A 21,709-nucleotide genomic window follows, 5' to 3' on the forward strand; every position below is an offset into this window, starting at 1 on the left:
AGACGCTAAAGCCATTTGCTCTTCAATAAGGAATCTCGAGGAAGACAATATAACAGCCTGTGATGATACACTTCTCGAACCCAAAAAATATCAATTTGTATTCAAGATATCGCAAAACACTTATGGATCTCCGTCTAATTTTCGGTCCAACTTGTACAGGAAAGACATCGACCGCGATAGCTCTTGCCCAGCAAACCGGGCAGCCAGTCCTTTCTCTCGACCGGGTCCAATGCTGTCCTCAACTGTCAACCGGAAGCGGACGACCAACAGTGGAAGAACTGAAGGGCACGACCCGTCTATACCTTGATGAACAGCCTCTTGTGAAGGGTATCATCTCAGCCAAGCAAGCTCACGAGAGGCTGATCGCGGAGGTTTATAATAATGAGGCTCACGGTGGGCTTATTCTTGAGGGAGGATCTATCTCGTTGCTCAAGTGCATGGTGCAGAGCAGTTATTGGAGCAACGATTTTCGTTGGCGTATTATTCGCCACAAGTTAGCAGACGAGGAGACCTTCATGAAAGCGGCCAAGGCCAGAGTTAAGCAGATGTTGCACCCCGCTGCAGGCCTTTCTATCATCGAAGAGTTGGTTCATCTTTGGAATCAGCCTCAGCTGAGGCCCATACTGGAAGGGATTGATGGGTATCGATACGCCATGTTGTTTGCTAGCCAAAACCAGATCACACCCGATATGCTATTGCAGCTTGGCGCAGACATGGAGGATAAGTTGGCTCATGGGATCGCTCAGGAGTATCTCATCCATGCGCGCCGACAGGAACAGGAATTCCCTTCAATTAACGCAGTCGCTTTCGAAGGATTCGAGGGTCATCCGTTCGGAATGTAATAGGATCTCCTGGCGCCCTGGGGATTCGCTATGTTTGCGATTGGCAACGACGAACAGCCCTATCCGATGAAGACAAAAATCGCAGGACGAGTTGGTGGAAGGTATAGCCCAGGAGTATCTCAGCTATGCTCGCCTGCAGCATCGCCGCTACGCAATGCCAAAGATAGATCTATCTTTGCATAATAAAATACGATTAAGTATATTATGGAATGTTCGATTGGTATTTGTAGATGTTTTATTTTTCATGGGCGTGTTTCATTTTGTATTGTATTTTCATAGTTTTGAAACGAGACGTTTCATAAATAAAATTACGCACGACTAATAATAGTAATAATAATATGTGTTTGGGCCACAATTGCTGTATTTAGACCATATTAATTGCATTGCGAGAGACGAAAATGACGAATTTTATTTCGGTACTGGATGATATTAGAAACATGAAAAATAACAAGATTCAAAGCACGCGTTGATAGATCAAGTTTTCTGGTAACCGCGACACCTAACGTGTGAGATGGCACGATCCCAATGCGACAATGGGATAATGAATGAGATCGGATAATTGGAACTCTCTCGTTTCCTCTTCCTCTTCCTCTTCCTCTTCCTCTTCCTCTTCCTCGTTTTCGATACCTTCGTTATCCTCTCCTTCCTCAACATAATTACCTAGCCTGGCGTACCAACCATAACCTTGACCGCGGATTACATCAGTCCTGATCCGTATGAACAACTGGCTCATCAGGATCGCCAAAAAAAAGCTGTTTGTACTCGGACCGTGGTGGTAATTAACGAAGCCTCCTTGACCGCAACTCTGTTGCAAGATTGCGTTCATTTCTTGTGGATCCAATAGCCATGGGGGCATTGCGGTAGCTACTGTCCCGAAGGCCGGAGAGTTGGACGGTAATAGGCGATTGAGACCACACAATTGCGCTGTTACTTCATCGACGTAAACATAGGTGAGCCTCTGGTCTGAAAGGAGATACTCGTCATCGTACGCATTTGGGTTAACAACGGAGCGGTTAAAGTATACGAATTGTGACAGGGTGGATCTGAAATCGGTACGAGCCTGGCGCAAGTGTTGCCTCAACTCACTAACTCGTAGGATGCGTCTAAGATCGCGAACCTGCCAAGTAGGAACCGTCATTTCGTATATTGCCGATTTGCCGAGGGGCTGTGACAGAAATGGAGTGATGGTTCGTGTTCTTATAGTGAATGGGCAAGCGATTGTGGCCGACTCGATAGCATTTTCGTGAGTGCACTTGGTAGCCTCGTCAGGCAATCAGCGCGCAACAGTCGCCGCATGTGGAAATATTTCTCCAATCAGGAGCATTTTTCGCTAAATGTGTCATATTTTTTGTCTTTTTTGTCCCAAAAGTCGTGGATTGGGTAATTAGATCGCAGAATGTGGCAATTCTGCGCCGAACTGCTTTTTGACATTTACGCCCCAACTTTTTCTTCGGTGTGACCTTGCCCCCAAGTTTTATCCAGTTTTGAGTTCGCTCCGGCGGTTTTGGGTTGTTGTATTCGCGGGGGTAGCGGCGTGTTGCGGTGCGGAGCCATTCCGGCTGCGCAGCACCGCATCACGTCGCGGGTTGATTGTCTGAGCGAACTCGGCAGGTGTCAGCCATCCGAGGCCTGAGTGTGGTCGATGATCGTTGTAATCGCTGCGCCAGTTTGAAAGCGCTGATCGAGCATGGGTCAGTGACGAGAAGAGAGTTTCATTCAGGAGCTCGTCTCGCAGCCGCCCATTGAAGCTTTCGATGAAGGCGTTCTGGATCGGCTTGCCCGGCGCGATGTAGTGCCAGTCCACCTTGGCCCGGTCCGTCCATTGCAGGATCGCGTTGCTGGTGAACTCGCTGCCATTGTCGCTGACAATCATCTTCGGCTTGCCACGCCCCTCGATGATCCGGTCCAACTCACGAGCAACCCGCAGACCGGAAAGTGAGGTATCGGCGACGAGTGCCAGGCATTCTCTGGTGCAATCGTCGACGACCGTCAAAATCCGGAACCTGCGGCCATCGGTCAATTGATCCGAGACGAAGTCCAGCGACCAGCGATCATTGGCTGCCATCGGGATCAGCATCGGCGCGCGTGTGCCGATTGCTCGCTTCCGGCCACCACGTTTGCGCACTGTCAGCTTCTCCTCCCGATAGAGCCGGAAGAGCCGCTTGTGATTCACAAAATGACCCTCACGCCTGAGCAGCACATGAAGGCGTCGATATCCGAAGCGACGGCGCTCATGCGCCAGCGCCTTCATCCGCTCGCGAAGGTCATGATCATCGCTGCGTCTGGTTTCGTAGCGGATCGTCATTCGGCAAAAGCCCATGGCTTTACACGCCCGCCGTTCGCTCATCTCGTGGTGACCCATCAGATGCGCGACAGCTTTCCGCCTCGCTGCGGGCGTCACCACTTCTTTCCCAAAAGGTCTTTCAAAGCAGCATTGTCGAGCATCGCGTCCGCCAAGAGCCGCTTCAGCTTGGTGTTCTCGTCTTCAAGCGTCTTCAGCCGCTTGGCTTCGGATACGTCCATGCCGCCGAACTTGGCCTTCCATTTATAGATGCTGGCATCGCTGACGCCGTGCTTGCGGCAAAGTTCCGAGACCGGCGTGCCAGCCTCGTGCTCCTTCAGAATGCCGATAATCTGTTCGTCCGTGAAACGTGTGCGCTTCATTCTCTGGTCCTTTCGATAGGCCAGAGCTTACTTCAAAATGGATTATTTCAACGGGGCAAGGTCAGGTGGGCCACCGTCGGCACGAATTTTTGTCTTTTTTAAAGAGCGCTTGGTGCAAATTTCAGATTTCAGAGAAGATATCTGTTCCGTCTGAGGCAAGTTTCTACTTCTCAATTACAAGTTGGAAATGGAATACAATCGTCCAATGTTCCGACCGAGATACGTCAAATTTGTATCTGATTCATCGTTGGGAGATTTCCGTCTTAGGGAATCTAGGGACGCATATGTAGGGTTTATCAATAGTACATTAGCTAGTGCTCAGAAAGTGTTGGAGGAATCAATTCTAAAAACTAAGGTTTGCGCAGCCGACGGGAGGTTAGCGCATTTTTCTGAAGCGCCGTGTCTGCGGGGTCCTTCTTTTGACACCTTGTATTCAGTGCTTCCCGGCACTGATTTGTGGTACGTCTACGGTAGTTCCGACGAAATTCATCGGTTTGTGGAGTGCGGAAAATTTTTGTGCACTACGGCTTCCAGATTTGTCGCCTGTACTGAATCGCCTTACACCGACGGAGTGACATCCCAGACGATATGGAAATGGCACAACCAGATCTCACCTGGCTCTCGGCTTTCCCTGAAGGATGTGGAGGCGTTTTTCGCTTTCCTGCCGAATGTATCGTTTTTCAAGACGAACTATTCACTTCTCGAAATCCATGGCATGCATCAGCGCAAGTTTCTTGCCCCAATCCCAAGTTCACGGTTTAGATGCGAAGTTGTCGCGTTTGGTGAGGCCTTTCCGCCGTCGCCTAAGCTCGTACCAGATGCGAAGATTGTCAGCGTTGAGAGGCTTTCTAAGTGGTCCTACGGTAGTTGTTTCCGGTGTTAGATTAGCGCAGAGTGTTGATTGTGGATGTGTATTGCTTTTCAAATATTAATGTTAACTGAATCTTGAGTGTGTTTTTAACGTTATATTATATCATGGGGTTTTTGTATTGTAATATAAAGTAATTCCGGATTGTGATAATTAGTAGTTAAGAATGTCTGTGTGAGGGGATTTCCTCTAGGAAAAATTTGATTTTATACGAAATTAACATCCTTTATTTTGTTGCTAGATTAATATAGAAAACATAAAAATAACAAAGTCGAAAGCACAAAAAACACACTTGATAAGAAAAATACGCGTTACATTTTACATAAATATGATAATTCAACAGAAATTATATTAGATGCATCGCAATACGGTGATAGGGGTGCGGACTTATGAACTTTATTACAAGAGGTTGGAACGAACTGCGTGGCGCACGTCTTCTTTACTTCATCATCTCATCCTTAACAAGTATGGTGGCACCAAAGCGGATCAAGTCTCCTGACCTGAAGTTACCAATCACGCTGGATGTTTTGTCAGTTGGCGGAAAGTTTGCCTTTCCCGCATGAATAATATTGATGAACGCGCGGGTGAGGGGCATCTCGATTTTGGTAATAGTTGCAATTGCCGCGATATCCTCCAATGAGCATAATTCCTCAGAAAAATAACGATGTTCCATGTTGTCAGGGCATGCATAATGCACGTTATGAGGTGATGGTGCGAGGCAATATTCCCTTAGGGTCGCATAATTAGTGCCATATTCATCATTGCATTCCTGCAAGAGAGAATTGAGATGCAACCCACACGCTTTGGCAACCTTCCGGCGCTCTTGGTCTACCTGCTCTTGAACATTGCAAACGTAAGTGTTGGATCCTTCACCATAAAAGAAAAAGTCCGTCTCGGCTCGTGGGGTTCGCTCGTCTAGTTCAAGAAGCCACTGCTCAGCTCTTTTGGTAAGGGAATTGACAGGGTCGCGCAATCTTCCGATGTTCATAACAGCGGCAATCGCATGAGTGATATAGTTGGAAAAGAACAGCACCTGCAATGGTGGGATGGGGATGATCCTAGCCGTAAATAGCTGGGCGAAGATGATCTTGATATCTTCGGGTAAATCGATGACGCCAACATCATTTCGATGAATTGGGAAACACGACAGTCCGAAAGAAGCTTTCATTTCCTTGATGTTGACCTTACATTTTTTTTTATCCGATAGCTTAGACGTTGTGGGCGAATTATCCGTCTCGAGTATTCGCTTGCATTGCAGCTGCCTCTCGTACTTCATGGAAAACCCATGGCCGCAGACGACGAGAATATCCTTTTCTGCGAGTTCACCGTTGAAGTTGGCTAGTTCACTGACGAAGCTGTCGTGAACGTCCGCACGGGTGACAATAATCAGTAGATGGCTGGAGCGAATAACTGCGAGCAGATCATCAGAGGCTGAGACCGTAAATGAACCGTTGATCACTCCCTCGGTGGTGACGACTCCTTCGTTGGCTTTGATTGCTGAGATCGATCCTGGATGATCCGCTGGTGCCCACAGAGCCGTGGAAACGTGCCGAGAGGCGAACCAAGCCGCTAATGCAGTCCCAGCGTGACCAGAACCGAGGACACCTACAGTCAAGGGAAGCGGATGATGACCTGCGGCTGGGACAGGTAGAGAAGTTGAGGATGAAGCGAGAGCCATTATCGAATATTTTGGTTGAGAGAGAATATGAGATATCTGATTGAGTTCCGAAAGGAATTTATGTCAAACGTCAGTTGCGTTGTGGCAAGAAACTCTTGCTGGCTGACAGTGACCTGAGGCGACTTTTGTACGCCCAACAGTGGTTTCTGACGTACGTGCTTAGCTCATTAAAACTCTAGCAGCCGGCGGCTGAGTGGCTCCTTCAACTTTAAAGTTCAATCCATCCCAAAATTAAAACGGCTTGTCCAACGTCATCGCCCCGGTCAATAGCGTGGCTGCCTTAAATTTTGCGCTCCTGATCGGTTTGTCATTTTCCGTAATCAATTGTAAATATCCAGTGTTTGACAGGATATATTGGCGGGTAAACCTAAGAGAAAAGAGCATTTATTAGAATATTTGTATGTTTGTAAGAGCGTGAAAGACTCATTCGATCGTTCGTTTGTATGTGCAAGCCCCATAGAGCCCGTTCTAGATGCTCGACGGTCCACGCGCTATTGGCATCTCTTCAACTTCCCAAAGTTCGGAAAGCCTGACGACGCAGCAACATTCCAAAGAGATCTCGAGGCTCGTCCGGATCGGCTATTAGGTCGAGTGGGCTGCTGTGGCTTGATCCCTCAACGCGGTCGCGGACGTAGCGCAGCGCCGAAAAATCCTCGATCGCAAATCCGACGCTGTCGAAAAGCGTGATTTGCTTGTCGCTCTTTCGGCCGACGTCCTGGCCAGTCATTACGCGCCAAAGTTCCGTCACAGGATGATCTGGCGCGAGTTGCTGGATCTCGCCTTCAATCCGGGTCTGTGGCGGAAACTCCACGAAAATATCCGAACGCAGCAAGATATCGCGGTGCATCTCGGTCTTGCCTGGGCAGTCGCCGCCGACGCCGTTGATGTGGACGCCGGGCCCGATCATATTGTCGCTCAGGATCGTGGCGTTGTGCTTGTCGGCCGTCGCTGTCGTAATGATATCGGCACCTTCGACCGCCTGTTCCGCAGAGGTGCACGCCTCGATCTGAAACCCGAACCGCTGGAGATTGCGGCTGCAGCGAGCTGTTGCCTCCGGGTCGATATCGTAAAGCCGTATCCGATCGATATGGAGCAGCGCCTTGAAGGCGAGCGCCTGGAACTCGCTCTGGGCACCGTTGCCGATCAGCGCCATCGTGCGCGCATCTTTACGCGCCAGATATTTTGCCGCGATCGCGGAGGTTGCGGCCGTTCGCAAGGCCGTCAGGATTGTCATTTCCGACAGCAGCAGCGGATAGCCGCTATCGACATCGGAGAGCACGCCGAACGCGGTCACCGTCTGGCGTCCCGACTTCGTGTTTTTCGGGTGGCCGTTGACGTATTTAAAGCCGTAGAGGGTGCCGTCGCTCGTCGGCATGAGTTCAATCACGCCGTCCCGCGAATGCGAGGCGATGCGTGGAATCTTGTCGAAGCTTTCCCAGCGCCGGAAATCTTCTTCAATGTAGCCGGCCAGTTGAACAAGGAAGTTCTCGACCCCGGTGCTGACCACCAGGTCCATCATGTTCTCAACACTGATGAACGGAACGATGTTGAGGTTGGCAATTGCGGGCATCTTTTGGCCCCCTTCATTGGTTTGATAGACTGTCGGACGAGCCCGGATCACACGGGTTCGTCCGTGATCGCGTACCCGGCGATTACCCGTTTCCTGAGCGTGGGCAGATCGAGCGGGCCGAGGTCTGGAAGCAGGTCGTTTTCTTCGGAGAAGTCGCGTCCGTAGCAGGCGCTTAAGATCTGCACGCCGCTTTCATGCAAGGGTGCAGACAGGCCGGCTGCTTTTGCCAGATGCAGGGTCGGGATCAGACCGAAGGGAACGTCCTCGAGCACGTAGCGAGTATCAACGCTCTTTGGGCCTGCCGGGTCGCTTCCGCGCTCGACCAGGATCGACGATATTTCCGAAACGGATTGGCCGGATATGTCGAACGACAATCGGAAGTGATCGAAGGTGGATCGGACCGTCTTGCCGAAGGCGGAAGCGATTGCCAGCCTCTCCAGATCGAGCGCCTCAAGGAAGCGGCCGACGGCAGGCGTGACGTTGGTGTTCTGACCCCATTCCTCAGCTCGCTCGATACGTGACAGATTGCACAGCGCGATGCCCATATGGTCCTGGGGATTGAGATTGCTCAATGCGATCGTGAGGATATCGTCCTTCACGTCGAAGCGATCACCGAACAGAGCGACACAGGTTTCGTGCGCCCGTCCTGCGAAACGTGCCGGCACGGTCGCCATATCGACCTTTGCCCGGATGGCGCCGATGTTGAACGTATCCGCCTCCCGCAGCTTGCATGTCAGCACAGTTGTGCTCCATGCCGTGATTGGGATCTCGATTCCACGCTCGGCCAACCCTTTGGCGAGGTAGAGCGCCGCAAAGGAAAGATGGGCGCTGATGATCACCGAATGACGTGCGCTGAGGTGCGGCAGAAGAGCGTCGAGAACAAAGCGGTGACCATAGGCGGGCAGCGCCAGCACGATCACATCGGCTTCGGCCAATTCCTGGGCGTTCGTGCAGATATGCGGGTGGAACTCCGTGATGATCGCACCCGTGATCTTCACCGGTGCGCCGGCAGAGAAAGCAGCAGTTCTTTCGCGTGAACGCGACCAGATCAATGGCTCATGTCCATTCTGCAAGAGGAACGCCGCATACCCAATGCCGATCGATCCTGCTCCGGCGATTCCAACCTTCATCTTCTTCCTCCTGGTTTCGAAGGGTTGTCTCAATGCGAGAGGCAAACCTCGATCGCACCGGGCCACACCCGGTGGTCAAAATGCTGTTGTCACCCTGTCGAACACGCGCCGGCCGAACAGGCTCGCGGCAAGATCGGTCATCAGTCGGGCCGTGCGCCCTCGCTCGTCCAGAAACGGATTGAGCTCCGCAAGGTCGAGCGAGGTGACGAGACCGCTGTCATGGAGCATCTCCATGATGAGGTGTGCCTCTCGGAAAGTCGCCCCGCCCGGAACCGTGGTGCCCACCGCCGGCGCAATCCCGGGATCGAGGAAGTCGACGTCGAGGCTGACGTGCAATCTGCCCTTGGCCTTGCTCACGCGGTCAAGAAAGACGCCCAGCGGGCGTATGACCCCTTGCTCGTCCAGAACCCGCGTGTCGGAGACTTCGATACCGATCTCGGCAACCCGGCGCCTTTCTTCCGGGTCGACCGAGCGAATTCCCATCATGGATACGTTGCGGGGATCCACACGCGCGGCCAGCGGCGGTAGTCCTTCGAAGCCAGGCTGGCCCGTATAGTAGGCGACCGGCGTGCCATGAAGATTGCCGCTTGCAGTCGTGTGTAGGGTATGCAGGTCTGGGTGCGCGTCCAGCCAGAGGACGAATTGCTCCCTGCCGAGTTCGGCCGCTCGTTCGGCCTCCCCGGAAACGGTACCGGCAGACATTGAGTGATCGCCGCCGAGAAAAACCGGAAGATCGCAGCTGCGGGCCATCTCCAGCGCCTTTTTGGAGAGACTGCGCGTCCATCCCACCAGAGCATCGAGGTTCTTCACCGCGGAATTGGTGTGACTGATTTCGGGCTCCGCCGTCGGCGTCGCATCTCCGAGATCAGTGACGGCCCAGCCCAGTTCCGTCAAAGCTCGCGACAAGCCGGCAGTCCGAAACGCATCAGGCCCCATCAGGCATCCGGGTTGGGATGCGCCGCTTTGAACGGGGGCTCCCGGGATTTGGCACGTCTTCAACTCATTCTCCTTGCGACGCCGTGAGGCGTTCATTTCTTGACTGCAAATCTGGTCACCACGCTGTGGCGATGTCAGAACGATCACTCATGTATCGACGCTGAAACGACTTCCTCGGCCTGCTGAGCTGCAAGCATCGATACCGTTAAGGGAACGAAGGGAGGCCGCGGATTGAACAGGCCGACCTCGCCAGCGGTCAGACCGGCGACGGACTTCACCAGTTCGTGCACCGGGTAGCCGCACTGCCTTCCCTGACAGGGACCCATGCCCGCGCGTGTAAAACTCTTCAGCTGGTTAGGGCCTCGGCAAGCGCCACGGACAGCAGCTTCCCTCAACACGCCCGCGCTCAACTCCTCGCACCGGCAGACGATCGTTTCGTCGTCCGGCTGGGTCCGCGCAATATTCGGCGGGTAGGCCCCATCCAGAAATCGCCGGAACGACTTTTGCCGGCCATGCTGTGCTCTCAGCGGTTTTGTCTCGGTATTCGCCTGAGCGGCCGTCAGGGCGCCGTCACGAAGAAGGATACCGGTCGCGGCGATCTCTCCTTCGATCTCGGCATTGACGGCGCCGCCGATCCGAGCACCGTCCCCGGCTATGTACAGTCCGTCCGGACCTGCGTTCATCCACTCGTCGCGCTCAAGCCGGAACGCTGACTGGCCGACATCCCACATCAGTTGCGCGCCGACCGACACGGCCAACTGATGGCTTGGCACCAGCCCCTCGTGTACAAGAAGGGATTTGACCTCCAATCGGTCGGACCTGCCGTTTGAAGTTTCGAACCGTACAGTTTCCAGTCGTCCGCTTCCTTCGGCGCTGATTTTGACCACGTTGCGTACGTGCCGAACGCCACTGAACTGCGGTAACCAGGCAATCCCTTTCAGGATTTGGCCGGGCTCCTTTAGCGCCCCGCGAAAACCGCGCAGCGAACGGCTGATGAGACCCCGAGGGGTCGTATCGAGATAAGCGACGGGCTTTGTCCCGGCGAGCCGCATCTGCTGCATGTATAGTAGGGGAAGAGGTCCGCTCCCGACCACGGCAACTGGCCCCCGTGGCAGTTGGCCCGCCGTCTTAAGGAGAATCTGTGCGGCGCCGACCGTCATGATGCCGGGTAGCGTCCAGCCGGTGAACGGAACCGGGCGTTCCTGTGCGCCCATAGCGAGCAAGAGATGCCGTCCCATGACAGAACGAATTTCTCCACCCTTTACATATTCCACCGTCCAACCCTGGCTGAGCCTGCTTACCTGAGCCTCCGGAATGTAGTCGGCGCCGCTGGCCAGGAATGCTTCGATTTGCCGGATGCCGCGTCGATATTCCGCCCCCAGAACGTTTATGACCGGGCTCGTCGCGTTGCTGCCGGCATTACGCCAGATCTGACCTCCGGGCTGTGATTGCGAATCCAGCAAGACGACGGATAGGCCGCCGCGCACAGCTCGCCTCGCGGCGGCCATGCCAGCGGGGCCAGCTCCGACGATTAACAGGTCGGCGCTCGAATTCGGGTTCATTTCAGCCTCTTCGGATGGTCATGGCGTTCGACCCTCATGCCGGCTTGAACCGTTTGCTGACAGCTTCGGATCGTGCCGATGTCTTCGATGTACACGATACATTCGAAACAGACGCCCATCATGCAGTAGGGCGCCCTGGGCTGGGCGGAAGGAAAGGAGGTCCGCGTATGGATGTCGTCCAGACGCAGAAAGACGGCGGCCAGAGGCTCCCCATCACGAGCGGTCACAGTTCGACCGTCGATGGTGATTTCCACGCTTGGGCCGGAGGGAAAGAGAACTTCACTCGTCACGCCGCGATCCCCATCTTGAATCTGCTGCCGCGGAAAGCGTCGTAGGATGGCTCCCTTCCATCGGCTGCCAACCAATCGGCAAAAGGACCCGCATGCAGAGCGGCAAGGGTGACGCCGGAATGGCATGCGACGACATGGATGCCGGGGTATCGCCGCGACCGATCGTAGACCGGCACCCCATCCGGGGTCAGCACGCGGAGTCCCGCCCATTGCCTTATGACACGCAACGCGCCGACGTCAGGCATCACACTGATCGCGCGATTGGCGATATGACGTGCGCCGCCAGCTGTCACATCGGTAGACCGGCCCACACGTTCATTCGTAACGCCGAGCTGAAACGTGCCCGTCATAGTCTGACGAATACCGCTGGCGGCGTAAGGAAATACCGGGGCGACCCGTTCCGTGATGAGAAGCTGCCCCTTTTCCGGAACGAGCAGAAGTGGAAGGTCCAGGCTCTTGGCAAAAGCCATGGAGTCATTTCCCGCTGCAATAATCACCCGCTCCGCTTCTATCGTGAGGCCATCCGTTGCCAGTCGGAAGCCACCAAGCGTGGGCGCGATGCTGTCGACGTGTTCGCCCGTCACCAAGGTTCCACCGAGGCGCACAAATCCCTCCAGCAAAGCGCGAAGGACCAGGAGAGGATTGACGTCACCGTCCATATGACTGAACGACGCTGAACACACCTTCGGCCCGAGACGGATGTCGGGAAGCATGCGCTCAAGGCGCGAGCGCTCCAGCATCTCGAAACGATAGTCAGGATGAATGGCAGCCATCTTTTCGCCGATGGCTTTTTCTTCTTCCGCCTGAGCTTCCGACACACAAAAGAGCAAACCACCGTTGCGGCGGTACTCTACGTCGACACCGGTCAGCTCTTTCAACTCGGAGGCAAAACCTGGCCACAGCTCAGCGCTTTGCCGCGTGATGCGATGATATTCAGGATATTCGTCGCCCTTGCCTTGAACCCAGATCAGGCCGAAATTTGTTCGGGACGCACGCAGCGCATCGTCCGCGCCATCGATGATGATCACCCGGCGCCCCAACTTGGCTAACCCGTATCCAATTGCGGCGCCCACTACGCCGCCGCCAACAATGGCCGTCTCGAACTCGTGATCCATTTAACCTTCTCACAATACGAAGGCTTCCGTGCCCGGGCGAAACGTTCGATCCGTGGCCATTAGCCCCCAGTGAGCCAGACGCATCCTTCAATCCTCGTGCGGTCGGCTATACAGTGTGTCCAGCTGTCGCCGTTTGACGGCCAAGTTTTGAGGACCTTCTTTGCTTCGGTTTCATCAGTCTTGAACAGATGATCACCATGTGAAGCGGGTCGATTGCAGATCTGGCTATCTTGGAATTCTTGCCTTCCAGCTTAGGGATAAGGCGTTGCCGTCCATGCTACAAGGGTAGTAATAGGCATACGGCGATGTTCAAATGTTATGAAGGCGGCATGGTCCTAGGGCCGTCGCGAGCGACAGGACGCGATCTCAGTCACCTTCGTCGCCCTCAGTTTCTATAAAGCAGGCGAGTCTCATCCGTTCCGATTGATTGCCGTTGCCAATCAATCGGTGGGATATGCAAATTCTCCAAGCGGAGTGAGCAGCGTATTCATCGCTGAAATATCGCGATGATCATTCCAGAACGGAGACAGGTTTCATGCAGATCAGAATAGATCGAAATACCCCGCAGGCCGACCAACTGAAGAAGCGAGGGTGAGCGGCAGATGCTTAGAATCGGCGTTGATATCGGTGGGACGTTCACAGATTTTTGCGGGTGGCGTGAAGGAGAGGACAGGATCGTCACTCTGAAGGTTCCTTCGACTCCTCCCGCTTTCGAAAACGGTTTCCGCGAGGGATTTGAAAAACTACTGGAACGGCTCGCGCCCGAGCCGGGCGAGGCGGCCTTCGTCATGCACGGCACCACGGTCAGCACGAATGCCGTAATCGAGCGAAAAGGCCCGAAGATCGCGTTCTTCGTAACGAAGGGATATAGGGATCTGCTCGAACTGCAGCGGATCGGCGTCCGCAACCCTCTGAACCTGTTCGAGACCCGAACCAGGCCGCTGATCGATCGCGAGATGGTTTTCGAGGTTGAGGAACGACTGCTGCGCGGCGGCTTGGTTCGAACCTCGATCGACGAGGCAGCAGTCGAGGCACTTGCCCGTCGTGTAGCCGACGCAGGTGCTGCCGGCTATGCGGTCGCGCTGCTTCACAGCTACGCCAACCCGCAGCATGAACAAGCGGTCGCGCGGGCTATCCGTAAAGCGGTCGGCGAAGATGCCGAGGTCAGCCTGTCCAGCGAGATCTGGCCGCGGATCGGAGAATACGAAAGAGCGATCGTCAGTGTGCTCAACGCTTTCGTGAAGCGCCGGATGAACGAGTATATCGGCGCGGTCGAAACTTATGTGGCTGAACGGTTGCCAGGGTCGCAACTTTTCGTCACACGCTCGAACGGTGGTGCGATGGCCGCCAGTGAGGCGCGCAACTTCCCCATCCATACACTTCTGTCGGGTCCGGCGTCTGGCGTGACGGCTGTGCAATATCTCGGCCGCGCCTTGCGCGAACACAACATCCTCACCATGGACATGGGTGGCACCAGCACTGACATCTCGCTCGTGCGCGATGGCGAAGCTCTCACCTCGACTTCGGCCGAGGTGGGTGAGTTTCCGGTTGTCATGCCAGTTACCAGCATCGAGGCGATCGGCGCAGGCGGCGGTTCGGTCGTCACGATTGATGGCGGGGTGTTGCGTATCGGCCCGCGCAGTGCTGGGTCCTATCCTGGCCCTGCCTGCTTCAGCCGAGGCGGCACGGAACCCACGCTGACCGATGCCTTTTTACTTGCGGGCTATTTGCCTGAAGCCCTTCTTGGCGGCGATATGCAGCTCGATCGTCATGCCGCCGAACGCGCTATGGCGCCGATTGCGGAGACTCTCAAGACGGACGTGCTCAGCGCCGCGGAAATGTGCGTCACCGTCGCAAGCTCCAACATGGTGGCCGGTGTCTTGCCTTATCTCGCACGCCAGGGCGTCGATCCCGAAGATCTGACGGTGCTCGTTTACGGCGGAGCTGGCGCGATCCAGGGGCCGCTCCTTGCGGCCGAGATCGGCGTGAACCGCGTTCTTGTGCCGGCGACACCTTCCGTATTCTGTGCCCTCGGGGGCCTTGTCTCTGATTTGAGCAATGACGCGCTCGAAACCGTCCACGGCCTTGATATCGATGGTTCTCTCATCGCGAAGAAGTTTCAGGTCCTTCGCGAGCAGGGAGCCGAATGGTTATCGCGGCAGGCACCGCCGGAGCGTCTCGTGTCGAAAACGTTCGAGTGCTGGGCTGAGATGCGCTACGTCGGGCAGTCCTTCCAGGTTGACGTGCGGCTGCCGGATACGGCGATCGAAGCGCACGACATTGCCGCAATGCATGCCGCCTTCCACCAAGAGCACGAACGGATCTACAGCCATGCCGACAAAGCGGCGCCAGTCGAATTCGTCGACCTGCGCATGCGCGTGCGTGGATCGATGTCGATACCTCAGCCCACAACACCTGAAACGTTCGGGGCTGGCGGTGCGCTCAAAACGGTTCGTTCGATGCGCTTCCACAACAAACTCATTCCCGAGGTACGCGTCTTCGATCGCGCATCTCTCACCCCCAACGATGCGATCCAGGGGCCGGCCGTCATCGAGCAGCGTGATGCGACGATCGTCGTTCCGCCAGAGTTCGTTGCCCGCGTTGGAGCCTTTGGCGCAATTCTCATGACCCGGAGCTGATCAATGGATGCCGTTCGTACTGCCGTCATGAACAATCGATTCAACGCGATTGTCGAAGAAGCCTCTGCCGCGATCTACCGCACCGCCCACACGACTTTCGTTAAGATCGTGCAGGATTATCAGTGTGCGATTGCGACTGCCGAAGGCGAAATGTTCGCTTATCCGATGTTGTCTGGCGTCAATGTCTTCGTCGGCTCCCCGTTGAAGCCGACGCTGGATGCCATCGGCCGGGAGAACCTGAAGCAAGGCGATATCATCATCACCAACGATCCCTTTGCCACGGACGGTCTGGTGACGCACCTGATGGACGTTACGCTGCTTTATCCGATCTTCTACGACGAGAAGCTGATCGCGATCGGCTGGGCATTTGTCCATGCGTCCGATATCGGCGGCGCCGTTCCAGGAAGTATCTCGCCAGCCTTCACGGAAGTATTCCAGGAGGGCCTCCGTGTCAGGCCAATGAAGCTCTACGAAGGAGGGGTGTTGAACGAAGCGATCAAGTCGATCTTCCAGGACAACAGCCGAATTCCGACCGAGTTGTGGGGCGACATTCAGGCCATGATCTCGGGCCTGAAGAGCATGGACCGGCGCGTCAGCGAGCTTTGCGAGCGATATGATCGTGAGAGTGTCGAGGAGGGGATGCAGGACGTCATCAACTACGCGGAGACCAAGGCCCGCGCGGTGATCAGGACGATTCGGGACGGTGTATATACCTTCTCGGACTATCTTGAAGGGATCCATGATGGTCAGCTGGCCTATTTCAGCGTGACCATGACGGTGAAGGACAGCGAGATCGAGGTTGATTTTACCGGCACGGATCCGCAATTGGCGGCCGCCTACAACCTGGTAACGGGGGCAACCACCCACCCCTACATTATCCAGTGCCTTTACGCCTACATCCTGACCGTTGATCCGCTGACGCCGCGCAACTCCGGTATCTTGCGGGCGATCCACGGCCATGCTCCGCGCGGCACGGTTCTCAACGCGGTCTATCCCGCATCCGGCGGGTCTCGTGCTGCATCAGCGACACGCGCCTACGACGTTATCCTGGGGTGCCTCAATCAGGCACTACCGGAGGGCCTTGCCGCAGCCGGTGGCGGTATGAGCGGGGTTATCGTCGTTTCGGCTCCCGATCCTCGTACAGGCCGTGACCGTGTCAACGTGGTGGGTACGATCGACGGCGGCGGCGGTGCCCGCCGTGGCGTTGACGGCCTGGACGGATCGGAAGTACGCTACTCACAGCGCAGCGTGCCAGTCGAAGTCATCGAGATCGAAACGGTGCTGGTCATGCGGGCGCTCCGCCTCGTGCCGGACAGTCGCCGCGCGGGAAGATTCGCCAGCGGCGCCGCGCTCGAAATCGAAATGGAAAACACGTCAAATCGCGCGGTCATAACGGTCAGAAACCTGAACCGGTTTGTGTTCGCGCCGTGGGGCTTCAAGGGGGGAGAGATCGGTCTTCTGGGTAAGGCAATCGTCAATCCTGGCCGACCCGATGAGCGATCGGTCGGCAAGATCTCGGTGCTGGAGCTCGGACAGGGCGATATTCTCAGGATCACCAGTTCCACAGGCGGGGCGTTCGGCGAACCTCTTGAGCGGGATGTGGCGGCGATCGCGCGCGAGATCGAAAACGGCATGATTTCCCCGGAGCGGGCCGCCGACGTCTATGCTGTCGTCTTCGACCGGGACGGTAAGATCGACGAGGCGGCGACCGCGGAACAACGCCGCGAACGCGGGAACCGAAAGTCAGACGACTTCAATTTCTGCATCGAACGCCAGCGTCAGGACCAGGTGTGGTCGCAGCAGACACGCAGGGAACTGGCATCGCGGGCATTGACCTATGAACAGCGCATCCGCAGCCAGCTCGTCGATCGCGTTCATCACCGCCTGTTGGCGAAAGGTGAACGGGTTGATGCCGGGAAACTGGATCAAGTCATCGCCGAAGAAGCCGGCCGGTTGTAGCGGCAATGGTCCTGTGATGGTAATCAGTTAGTATGAACGGTCGTCTGAAAGTGCGGCTATTGGAAGGGATGCCTCCTCCAGGGGCTCCCTTTGTTCATTCAGAATTTCACAAGCGCCGCTATTTTCGTGCTGAAATCAGGTTTTGCGCAGCCAACGTCGCAAACTCGACGAAAGGCAGTATCCCTGGAACCGGGCAATCTGGATTCCAGCCCACGGCCATCGAAATCTCGACGGACATATCGTCCACAACTCGGGTAACAACGCCGTCGGGGGCCATCGCAGACACCCACTCCGGCAGGAACGTGATCCCGACGCCGGCAGTCACCAGGGCCAGAGCTGTATTGGTGTCGGAGACCGCTATGTCGTTCTCGATCAGCAGGCCGGCGCCGACAAGTTGTTCGTATACAGTCTCAAAACACGATAGCTCGAAGCGCTTGAGCGCGAAAACACCGTGTCCGGCGAAATCTGATAATTTCAACGCGGTTTTTCTCGCAAGTACCGATTGGCGGGGCATGACGGCAACAAATCGTTCCGACAACAGGTGCTGAAACCGTACCAGATTGCTGTTGGATGGCGGTCGCATCAACCCGACATGGAAGTCACCGCGCTCGATCCCTCGCAGAAGCTCTATGGAATCGACCTCTTTGATGACAAGCCTAGTCCTGGGAAACCTTTGCCGGAAACGGCTCAAGATCAAGGGGAGCAATTGACTGGTGGCCGGGCTGATCGCTCCGATGATCAGCTCTTCTCCGCCGGGACTGAGACCGCCGGCTTCCAGCTTGGCATTGAGGATCGCCTCGTCGATTTTCAAAAGGATCTCGCGCGCGTGATCAAGGAATGATGCTCCCGCACGCGTCAGCTCCACGCGCCGCGTAGAGCGGATGAACAGTTGCACCCCCATAAGCTCTTCAAGCCGCTTGATCTGCTGGCTGAGCGTTGGCTGCGACATGTTCAGTCGGATCGCGGCTCTGCGGAAATGTAGTTCTTCAGCGGCAACGACAAAACAGCGGATGCTTCCAATTTCTATTTGATACGACATCTCCGCTCACCAATACAAAGCGACGTAACATTCAAACCCTAAGATTTGAATGTTACGTCGACATTCGCCCGAGCGCACTCTTTCGATCGGTAATCCAACGGGGATTTCCAAGTTCTAATGCGTCTCCACGGCCTTCGGAGCCGTTCCGCCCACCCGGGCGCGCATGTGCGGATTGAGCCACCACTCCGCCAGAATGACCAGGCGGCTGACAATGAACGTGATGAACAGGTAGATCGCACCGGCGACGATGAACACTTCGACCGGGCTGTAGGTGGCCGAGATGATCTGCTTCGCCAGACCGGTCACTTCGACGATAGTGATTGTCGAAGCAAGCGACGTCGATTTGATGATGAGCATGACTTCGTTGCCATAGGCCGGCAACGCTTGCCGGATGGCGATCGGGAACACGATTCTCCTAAACTGGAGAACTGTGGACATGCCGACAGCGCGCGCCGCTTCGATCTGCCCGAGAGGAACCGCCTGTATGCCGCCCCGGATGATTTCGCTGGTATAGGCCGCGGTATTGAGGGCCAGAGCGAGGATCGCACAAAACCACGGTTCGCGGAACGACGACCACAGACCAATTTCCGTGAGAAACCCTCTGAACTGAGCCGACCCGTAGTAAATCAGGAACATCTGCACCAGAAGTGGGGTCGATCGGATCAGGTAGACGTAGCCGTATGCTACCGAAGAAACGATGCGGTTTTTCGAAAGCCGCATAAGCGCGACAGGTACCGAAACAACAAATCCGATGAGGAGCGATATGAACGCGAGCGCCAGCGTCGTGGGGACGGCAGCAATGAGTTTGGGGAACGACTCGATGATGAGTTGAATATCCATATTATTGGCTCCTCACACCGCGGTTCGCCCACTTTTCAGCTTTAAGAAAGCCCCGATTTGACACGGAGGAAAGAACAAGGAAGATCACGAAGGCGGTGATATAGAAGGTAAAGGGCTGCTTCGTCGAACCTGCCCCCATCGCCGCTGTCCGCATGATTTCGACCAGGCCGACAACGGAAATTAGCGACGTGTCCTTGAGCGTGAACTGCCAGACATTTCCAAGGCCTGGGAGGGCGAACCTAGCCGCTTGTGGGATCAGCACCCGCCGCAGCCGCAGCCACGGACCCATCCCAATGGACTTCGCCGCTTCGATCTGGCCGGGGGGAACAGCGAGAACGGCAGCGCGAATGACCTCGGTGGCATATGCTCCGGCACTCACACTGATGCAGAGTACGCCGATCACGAAGATTTGAGGCTCGATGTACCCCTCGTATCCGAACAGTCCATTGGCGATGGTGCGCAGGAGTGTGCCGCCACCGAAGAATACCAAAAAGATGATGAGCAGTTCAGGGACGCCGCGAACGACCGTCGTATAGACGTCACCGAGCAGGCGTAGTGACCAGAAACGGGATAGTTTTGCCGCAGCGAAAATCGAACCAAAGATGATTCCGAAAAGGTACGAACAGGCTGCGACGACAACAGTCATCATCGCCCCGCGCACCAATTCATCGCCCCAGCCGGCATCTCCCCATTGCAATAGTGTCAAGTCCATCGACCACGCCTCAAGCTTGCTAAACAGATAGAGCGCCGGCCACACGAGTGCCGACGCTCCTATTGAAAGTAATTACTGCTTGGGAGACGCGTCGTAACCGAACCACTGTTGAGACAGCTTCTGAACGGTCCCATCGGCAATCGCGGAATCAATTGCTTTGTCGAACAAGGCTTTGAGATCGGTATCCTCTTTGCGGATGCCAACGCCGACACCCTTGCCGAACACTCCCCCCGTCATCCTCGGACCAAACATCTTCAGGTCCTTGTTGTCAGGCTTGTCCGTTAGCGGCTTCAGGAAGCTGACCGAAGCCAGGCTCGCGTCGATACGGCCGGCCTTCAGATCCATTACGACATTGTCGATGGTGTCATAGGTGGAAATCTGCACGCTCGGCATCATTTGTTTCATGAACGCTTCATGAGATGTACCGGCTTGAACGCCAAACTTCATGCCTTCGAAAACCTTGGTGAACTTATCCAACTCGGTTTTCTGCTCGGGGGTGATATTGTCGAGCGGAAGGTTCTCGAGTGCCACCGGGGTCTTCAGAAGTGGACTGTCCGCTGTCGTCAGGAACGTCATCGGCGTGAGGAGATACGGGCGGGAGAACGAAATGACCTTTTCGCGCGCCGGCTGAATTCCCATCGCCGCCATAATGGCATCGTAACGACCCGCCGTGAGAGAAGGAATGATCCCGTCCCAAGCCTGCTCGACGAATTTACATTCGATGTTCATGCGCTTGCAAAGGTCGTTTCCGAGATCGATGTCGAAGCCGATCAGTTTTCCGCCCGCATCCTTGAAGTTGTACGGCGCATAGGATCCTTCGGTTGCAATCGTAATGCTCTTGTAGTCCTTGGCCTGTGAGGGGCCTGCCGCGACGAGGACGCCGGTCACAACTGCCGCAAGCGCATTTAAGTTGAAGAATTTCATAACGTTCACCTCTGTTGCTGTTATTTTTTTATTTCGAGTGTTGACTCTTCTGCGCGCTTGCGCGCTCACAGAACGCTGGAGAGAAAGGCCCGACACCTTGGTGACGTCGGGTTCTGGAACACTTCTTGCGGCGTTCCCTGCTCTTCGATTTGCCCCTTTTCGAGAAAGAGAACCTTGCTCGATACGTCGCGAGCAAAACCCATTTCGTGCGTCACCACGACCATCGTCCGCCCCTCCTCGGCGAGCTTCCTGATCACCTTCAGGACTTCACCCACCAATTCCGGATCGAGGGCAGAGGTTGGTTCGTCGAAGAGAAGCGCGCTCGGCTGCATAGCCAGTGCGCGTGCGATGCTGACGCGCTGTTGTTGCCCACCTGACAATTGAGACGGGTAGGCGTCGTGCTTGTCGGCAATACCGACCTTGTCCAGGAAATCCATTGCACGGTCGCGCACGTCGCCCTTGGGCTGCTTGAGAACGTGTACGGGGCCTTCCATGACGTTCTGCAGGACAGTCATATGTCCCCACAGATTGAAGCTCTGAAACACCATGCCGAGTTGCATCCGCATGCGTTCGATCTTTTTGCGATCGACGCCGATCAATCGGCCAGCCGCATCCGTTTTGACGACGACCTCTTCCTGCCCGACAGCGATACGGCCCTTGTTCGGGGTTTCGAGGAAATTCATACAGCGCAGGAAAGTACTCTTACCGGACCCGGAGCTGCCGATAATCGAAACCACATCGCCTTTATTGGCCGTGAGTGAAATGCCCTTCAGAACTTCAAGCGTTCCGAAGTTCTTATGGATATCTTCTGCCACCAGGGTGGGCTGCGTACCGTCCATTCGCGTTCCCTTGTTCTATCATTCCCTATCCCTTGCGATGCAGCGAAAAACCGTGCCGTTAGCACGGCCGAGAATGGCGCAGCCGGCACCTGTCCGGCTTTC

At 55.5% G+C, this 21,709-nt stretch carries 18 protein-coding genes; 4 read left to right on the plus strand and 14 right to left on the minus strand.

The genetic code is table 11. The annotated features are described in order from the left end of the window. The first annotated feature begins 122 nt into the window (after positions 1-122). Positions 123-842 carry an adenylate dimethylallyltransferase Ipt gene (gene ipt / locus NCHU2750_RS28080; protein WP_032489582.1) on the plus strand — a complete coding sequence of 240 codons (720 nt, stop codon included), beginning with the start codon at positions 123-125 and terminating at the stop codon, positions 840-842. 499 nt (positions 843-1,341) lie between these two features. Here the strand turns inward: ipt and NCHU2750_RS28085 are convergent, their stop codons facing one another. Then, on the minus strand, positions 1,342-1,980 hold the full coding sequence (locus NCHU2750_RS28085) for a RolB family protein (protein ID WP_119945097.1): 639 nt from the start codon (positions 1,978-1,980) through the stop codon (positions 1,342-1,344). A gap of 336 nt (positions 1,981-2,316) precedes the next feature. Further along, a protein-coding gene (locus NCHU2750_RS28090) for an IS3 family transposase (protein ID WP_119945098.1) occupies positions 2,317-3,506 on the minus strand; the annotation gives its coding sequence in 2 pieces (ribosomal slippage) (positions 2,317-3,257 and positions 3,257-3,506; 1,191 coding nt in all). 205 nt (positions 3,507-3,711) lie between these two features. Between NCHU2750_RS28090 and NCHU2750_RS31340 the strand changes: the two genes are divergently transcribed. Next, the gene (locus NCHU2750_RS31340) at positions 3,712-4,389 is read left to right on the plus strand and encodes a RolB family protein (RefSeq protein ID WP_369809636.1); all 678 of its coding nucleotides are present in this window, start codon (positions 3,712-3,714) and stop codon (positions 4,387-4,389) included. Between the two features lie 424 nt (positions 4,390-4,813). Here the strand turns inward: NCHU2750_RS31340 and nos are convergent, their stop codons facing one another. The 7 genes from nos to NCHU2750_RS28130 all read right to left on the minus strand — a co-directional run bounded on the left by nos (position 4,814) and on the right by NCHU2750_RS28130 (position 12,655). Further along, positions 4,814-6,052 (minus strand): D-nopaline dehydrogenase, encoded by a 1,239-nt coding sequence (nos, locus tag NCHU2750_RS28100; RefSeq protein WP_045231695.1) that lies wholly within the window; start codon positions 6,050-6,052, stop codon positions 4,814-4,816. 505 nt (positions 6,053-6,557) lie between these two features. After that, complete coding sequence (gene ocd, locus NCHU2750_RS28105) at positions 6,558-7,622, minus strand: ornithine cyclodeaminase (RefSeq protein WP_045231694.1); 1,065 nt, start codon at positions 7,620-7,622, stop codon at positions 6,558-6,560. 47 nt (positions 7,623-7,669) lie between these two features. Next, positions 7,670-8,752, minus strand: a complete 1,083-nt coding sequence (locus tag NCHU2750_RS28110) for an NAD/NADP octopine/nopaline dehydrogenase family protein (protein WP_045231693.1) — start codon at positions 8,750-8,752, stop codon at positions 7,670-7,672. Between the two features lie 75 nt (positions 8,753-8,827). Continuing rightward, positions 8,828-9,784 carry an arginase gene (gene rocF, locus NCHU2750_RS28115; protein WP_080803215.1) on the minus strand — a complete coding sequence of 319 codons (957 nt, stop codon included), beginning with the start codon at positions 9,782-9,784 and terminating at the stop codon, positions 8,828-8,830. 47 nt (positions 9,785-9,831) lie between these two features. Continuing rightward, complete coding sequence (locus NCHU2750_RS28120; RefSeq protein WP_045231692.1) at positions 9,832-11,250, minus strand: FAD/NAD(P)-dependent oxidoreductase; 1,419 nt, start codon at positions 11,248-11,250, stop codon at positions 9,832-9,834. Next, positions 11,247-11,540, minus strand: coding sequence for a (2Fe-2S)-binding protein (locus NCHU2750_RS28125; protein WP_045231691.1), 294 nt, complete (start codon positions 11,538-11,540; stop codon positions 11,247-11,249). The genes NCHU2750_RS28120 and NCHU2750_RS28125 overlap by 4 nt, the downstream gene beginning before the upstream one ends. Further along, complete coding sequence (locus NCHU2750_RS28130) at positions 11,537-12,655, minus strand: NAD(P)/FAD-dependent oxidoreductase (protein ID WP_045231690.1); 1,119 nt, start codon at positions 12,653-12,655, stop codon at positions 11,537-11,539. The genes NCHU2750_RS28125 and NCHU2750_RS28130 overlap by 4 nt, the downstream gene beginning before the upstream one ends. Before the next feature lie 602 nt (positions 12,656-13,257). Here NCHU2750_RS28130 and NCHU2750_RS28135 point away from each other — a divergent pair. Together NCHU2750_RS28135 and NCHU2750_RS28140 are read left to right on the plus strand one after the other, a co-directional pair. Further along, positions 13,258-15,294 (plus strand): hydantoinase/oxoprolinase family protein, encoded by a 2,037-nt coding sequence (locus tag NCHU2750_RS28135; protein ID WP_045231689.1) that lies wholly within the window; start codon positions 13,258-13,260, stop codon positions 15,292-15,294. Between the two features lie 3 nt (positions 15,295-15,297). Continuing rightward, positions 15,298-17,253 (plus strand): hydantoinase B/oxoprolinase family protein, encoded by a 1,956-nt coding sequence (locus NCHU2750_RS28140; RefSeq protein ID WP_012654954.1) that lies wholly within the window; start codon positions 15,298-15,300, stop codon positions 17,251-17,253. 118 nt (positions 17,254-17,371) lie between these two features. Here the strand turns inward: NCHU2750_RS28140 and NCHU2750_RS28145 are convergent, their stop codons facing one another. The 5 genes from NCHU2750_RS28145 to nocP form a co-directional block, all read right to left on the minus strand. Then, positions 17,372-18,292: a LysR family transcriptional regulator gene (locus NCHU2750_RS28145; RefSeq protein WP_012654955.1), complete on the minus strand. Its 921-nt coding sequence runs from the start codon at positions 18,290-18,292 to the stop codon at positions 17,372-17,374. Between the two features lie 114 nt (positions 18,293-18,406). Further along, on the minus strand, positions 18,407-19,132 hold the full coding sequence (nocM, locus tag NCHU2750_RS28150; RefSeq protein ID WP_012654956.1) for a nopaline ABC transporter permease NocM: 726 nt from the start codon (positions 19,130-19,132) through the stop codon (positions 18,407-18,409). A gap of 1 nt (position 19,133) precedes the next feature. Beyond that, the gene (nocQ, locus tag NCHU2750_RS28155; protein ID WP_012654957.1) at positions 19,134-19,844 is read right to left on the minus strand and encodes a nopaline ABC transporter permease NocQ; all 711 of its coding nucleotides are present in this window, start codon (positions 19,842-19,844) and stop codon (positions 19,134-19,136) included. A 72-nt stretch (positions 19,845-19,916) separates the two neighbouring features. After that, positions 19,917-20,768 (minus strand): nopaline ABC transporter substrate-binding protein NocT, encoded by an 852-nt coding sequence (gene nocT, locus NCHU2750_RS28160; RefSeq protein WP_012654958.1) that lies wholly within the window; start codon positions 20,766-20,768, stop codon positions 19,917-19,919. 65 nt (positions 20,769-20,833) lie between these two features. Then, positions 20,834-21,607: a nopaline ABC transporter ATP-binding protein NocP gene (gene nocP, locus NCHU2750_RS28165; RefSeq protein ID WP_012654959.1), complete on the minus strand. Its 774-nt coding sequence runs from the start codon at positions 21,605-21,607 to the stop codon at positions 20,834-20,836. Between the last annotated feature and the right edge of the window lie 102 nt (positions 21,608-21,709).

This window comes from Neorhizobium sp. NCHU2750 (genome assembly GCF_003597675.1).
Lineage (GTDB): Bacteria > Pseudomonadota > Alphaproteobacteria > Rhizobiales > Rhizobiaceae > Neorhizobium.

What these genes read in the sequence shown, in the direction of transcription:
- NCHU2750_RS28145 (WP_012654955.1), bottom strand. Translation starts at nt 18,292, where the DNA reads ATGTCGTATCAAATAGAAATTGGAAGCATCCGCTGTTTTGTCGTTGCC.
- nocT (WP_012654958.1), bottom strand. Translation starts at nt 20,768, where the DNA reads ATGAAATTCTTCAACTTAAATGCGCTTGCGGCAGTTGTGACCGGCGTC.
- NCHU2750_RS28120 (WP_045231692.1), bottom strand. Translation starts at nt 11,250, where the DNA reads ATGAACCCGAATTCGAGCGCCGACCTGTTAATCGTCGGAGCTGGCCCC.
- NCHU2750_RS31340 (WP_369809636.1), top strand. Translation starts at nt 3,712, where the DNA reads ATGTTCCGACCGAGATACGTCAAATTTGTATCTGATTCATCGTTGGGA.
- NCHU2750_RS28140 (WP_012654954.1), top strand. Translation starts at nt 15,298, where the DNA reads ATGGATGCCGTTCGTACTGCCGTCATGAACAATCGATTCAACGCGATT.
- nocQ (WP_012654957.1), bottom strand. Translation starts at nt 19,844, where the DNA reads ATGGACTTGACACTATTGCAATGGGGAGATGCCGGCTGGGGCGATGAA.
- ipt (WP_032489582.1), top strand. Translation starts at nt 123, where the DNA reads ATGGATCTCCGTCTAATTTTCGGTCCAACTTGTACAGGAAAGACATCG.
- nos (WP_045231695.1), bottom strand. Translation starts at nt 6,052, where the DNA reads ATGGCTCTCGCTTCATCCTCAACTTCTCTACCTGTCCCAGCCGCAGGT.
- nocP (WP_012654959.1), bottom strand. Translation starts at nt 21,607, where the DNA reads ATGGACGGTACGCAGCCCACCCTGGTGGCAGAAGATATCCATAAGAAC.
- NCHU2750_RS28130 (WP_045231690.1), bottom strand. Translation starts at nt 12,655, where the DNA reads ATGGATCACGAGTTCGAGACGGCCATTGTTGGCGGCGGCGTAGTGGGC.
- ocd (WP_045231694.1), bottom strand. Translation starts at nt 7,622, where the DNA reads ATGCCCGCAATTGCCAACCTCAACATCGTTCCGTTCATCAGTGTTGAG.
- rocF (WP_080803215.1), bottom strand. Translation starts at nt 9,784, where the DNA reads ATGAACGCCTCACGGCGTCGCAAGGAGAATGAGTTGAAGACGTGCCAA.
- NCHU2750_RS28135 (WP_045231689.1), top strand. Translation starts at nt 13,258, where the DNA reads ATGCTTAGAATCGGCGTTGATATCGGTGGGACGTTCACAGATTTTTGC.
- nocM (WP_012654956.1), bottom strand. Translation starts at nt 19,132, where the DNA reads ATGGATATTCAACTCATCATCGAGTCGTTCCCCAAACTCATTGCTGCC.
- NCHU2750_RS28085 (WP_119945097.1), bottom strand. Translation starts at nt 1,980, where the DNA reads ATGACGGTTCCTACTTGGCAGGTTCGCGATCTTAGACGCATCCTACGA.
- NCHU2750_RS28110 (WP_045231693.1), bottom strand. Translation starts at nt 8,752, where the DNA reads ATGAAGGTTGGAATCGCCGGAGCAGGATCGATCGGCATTGGGTATGCG.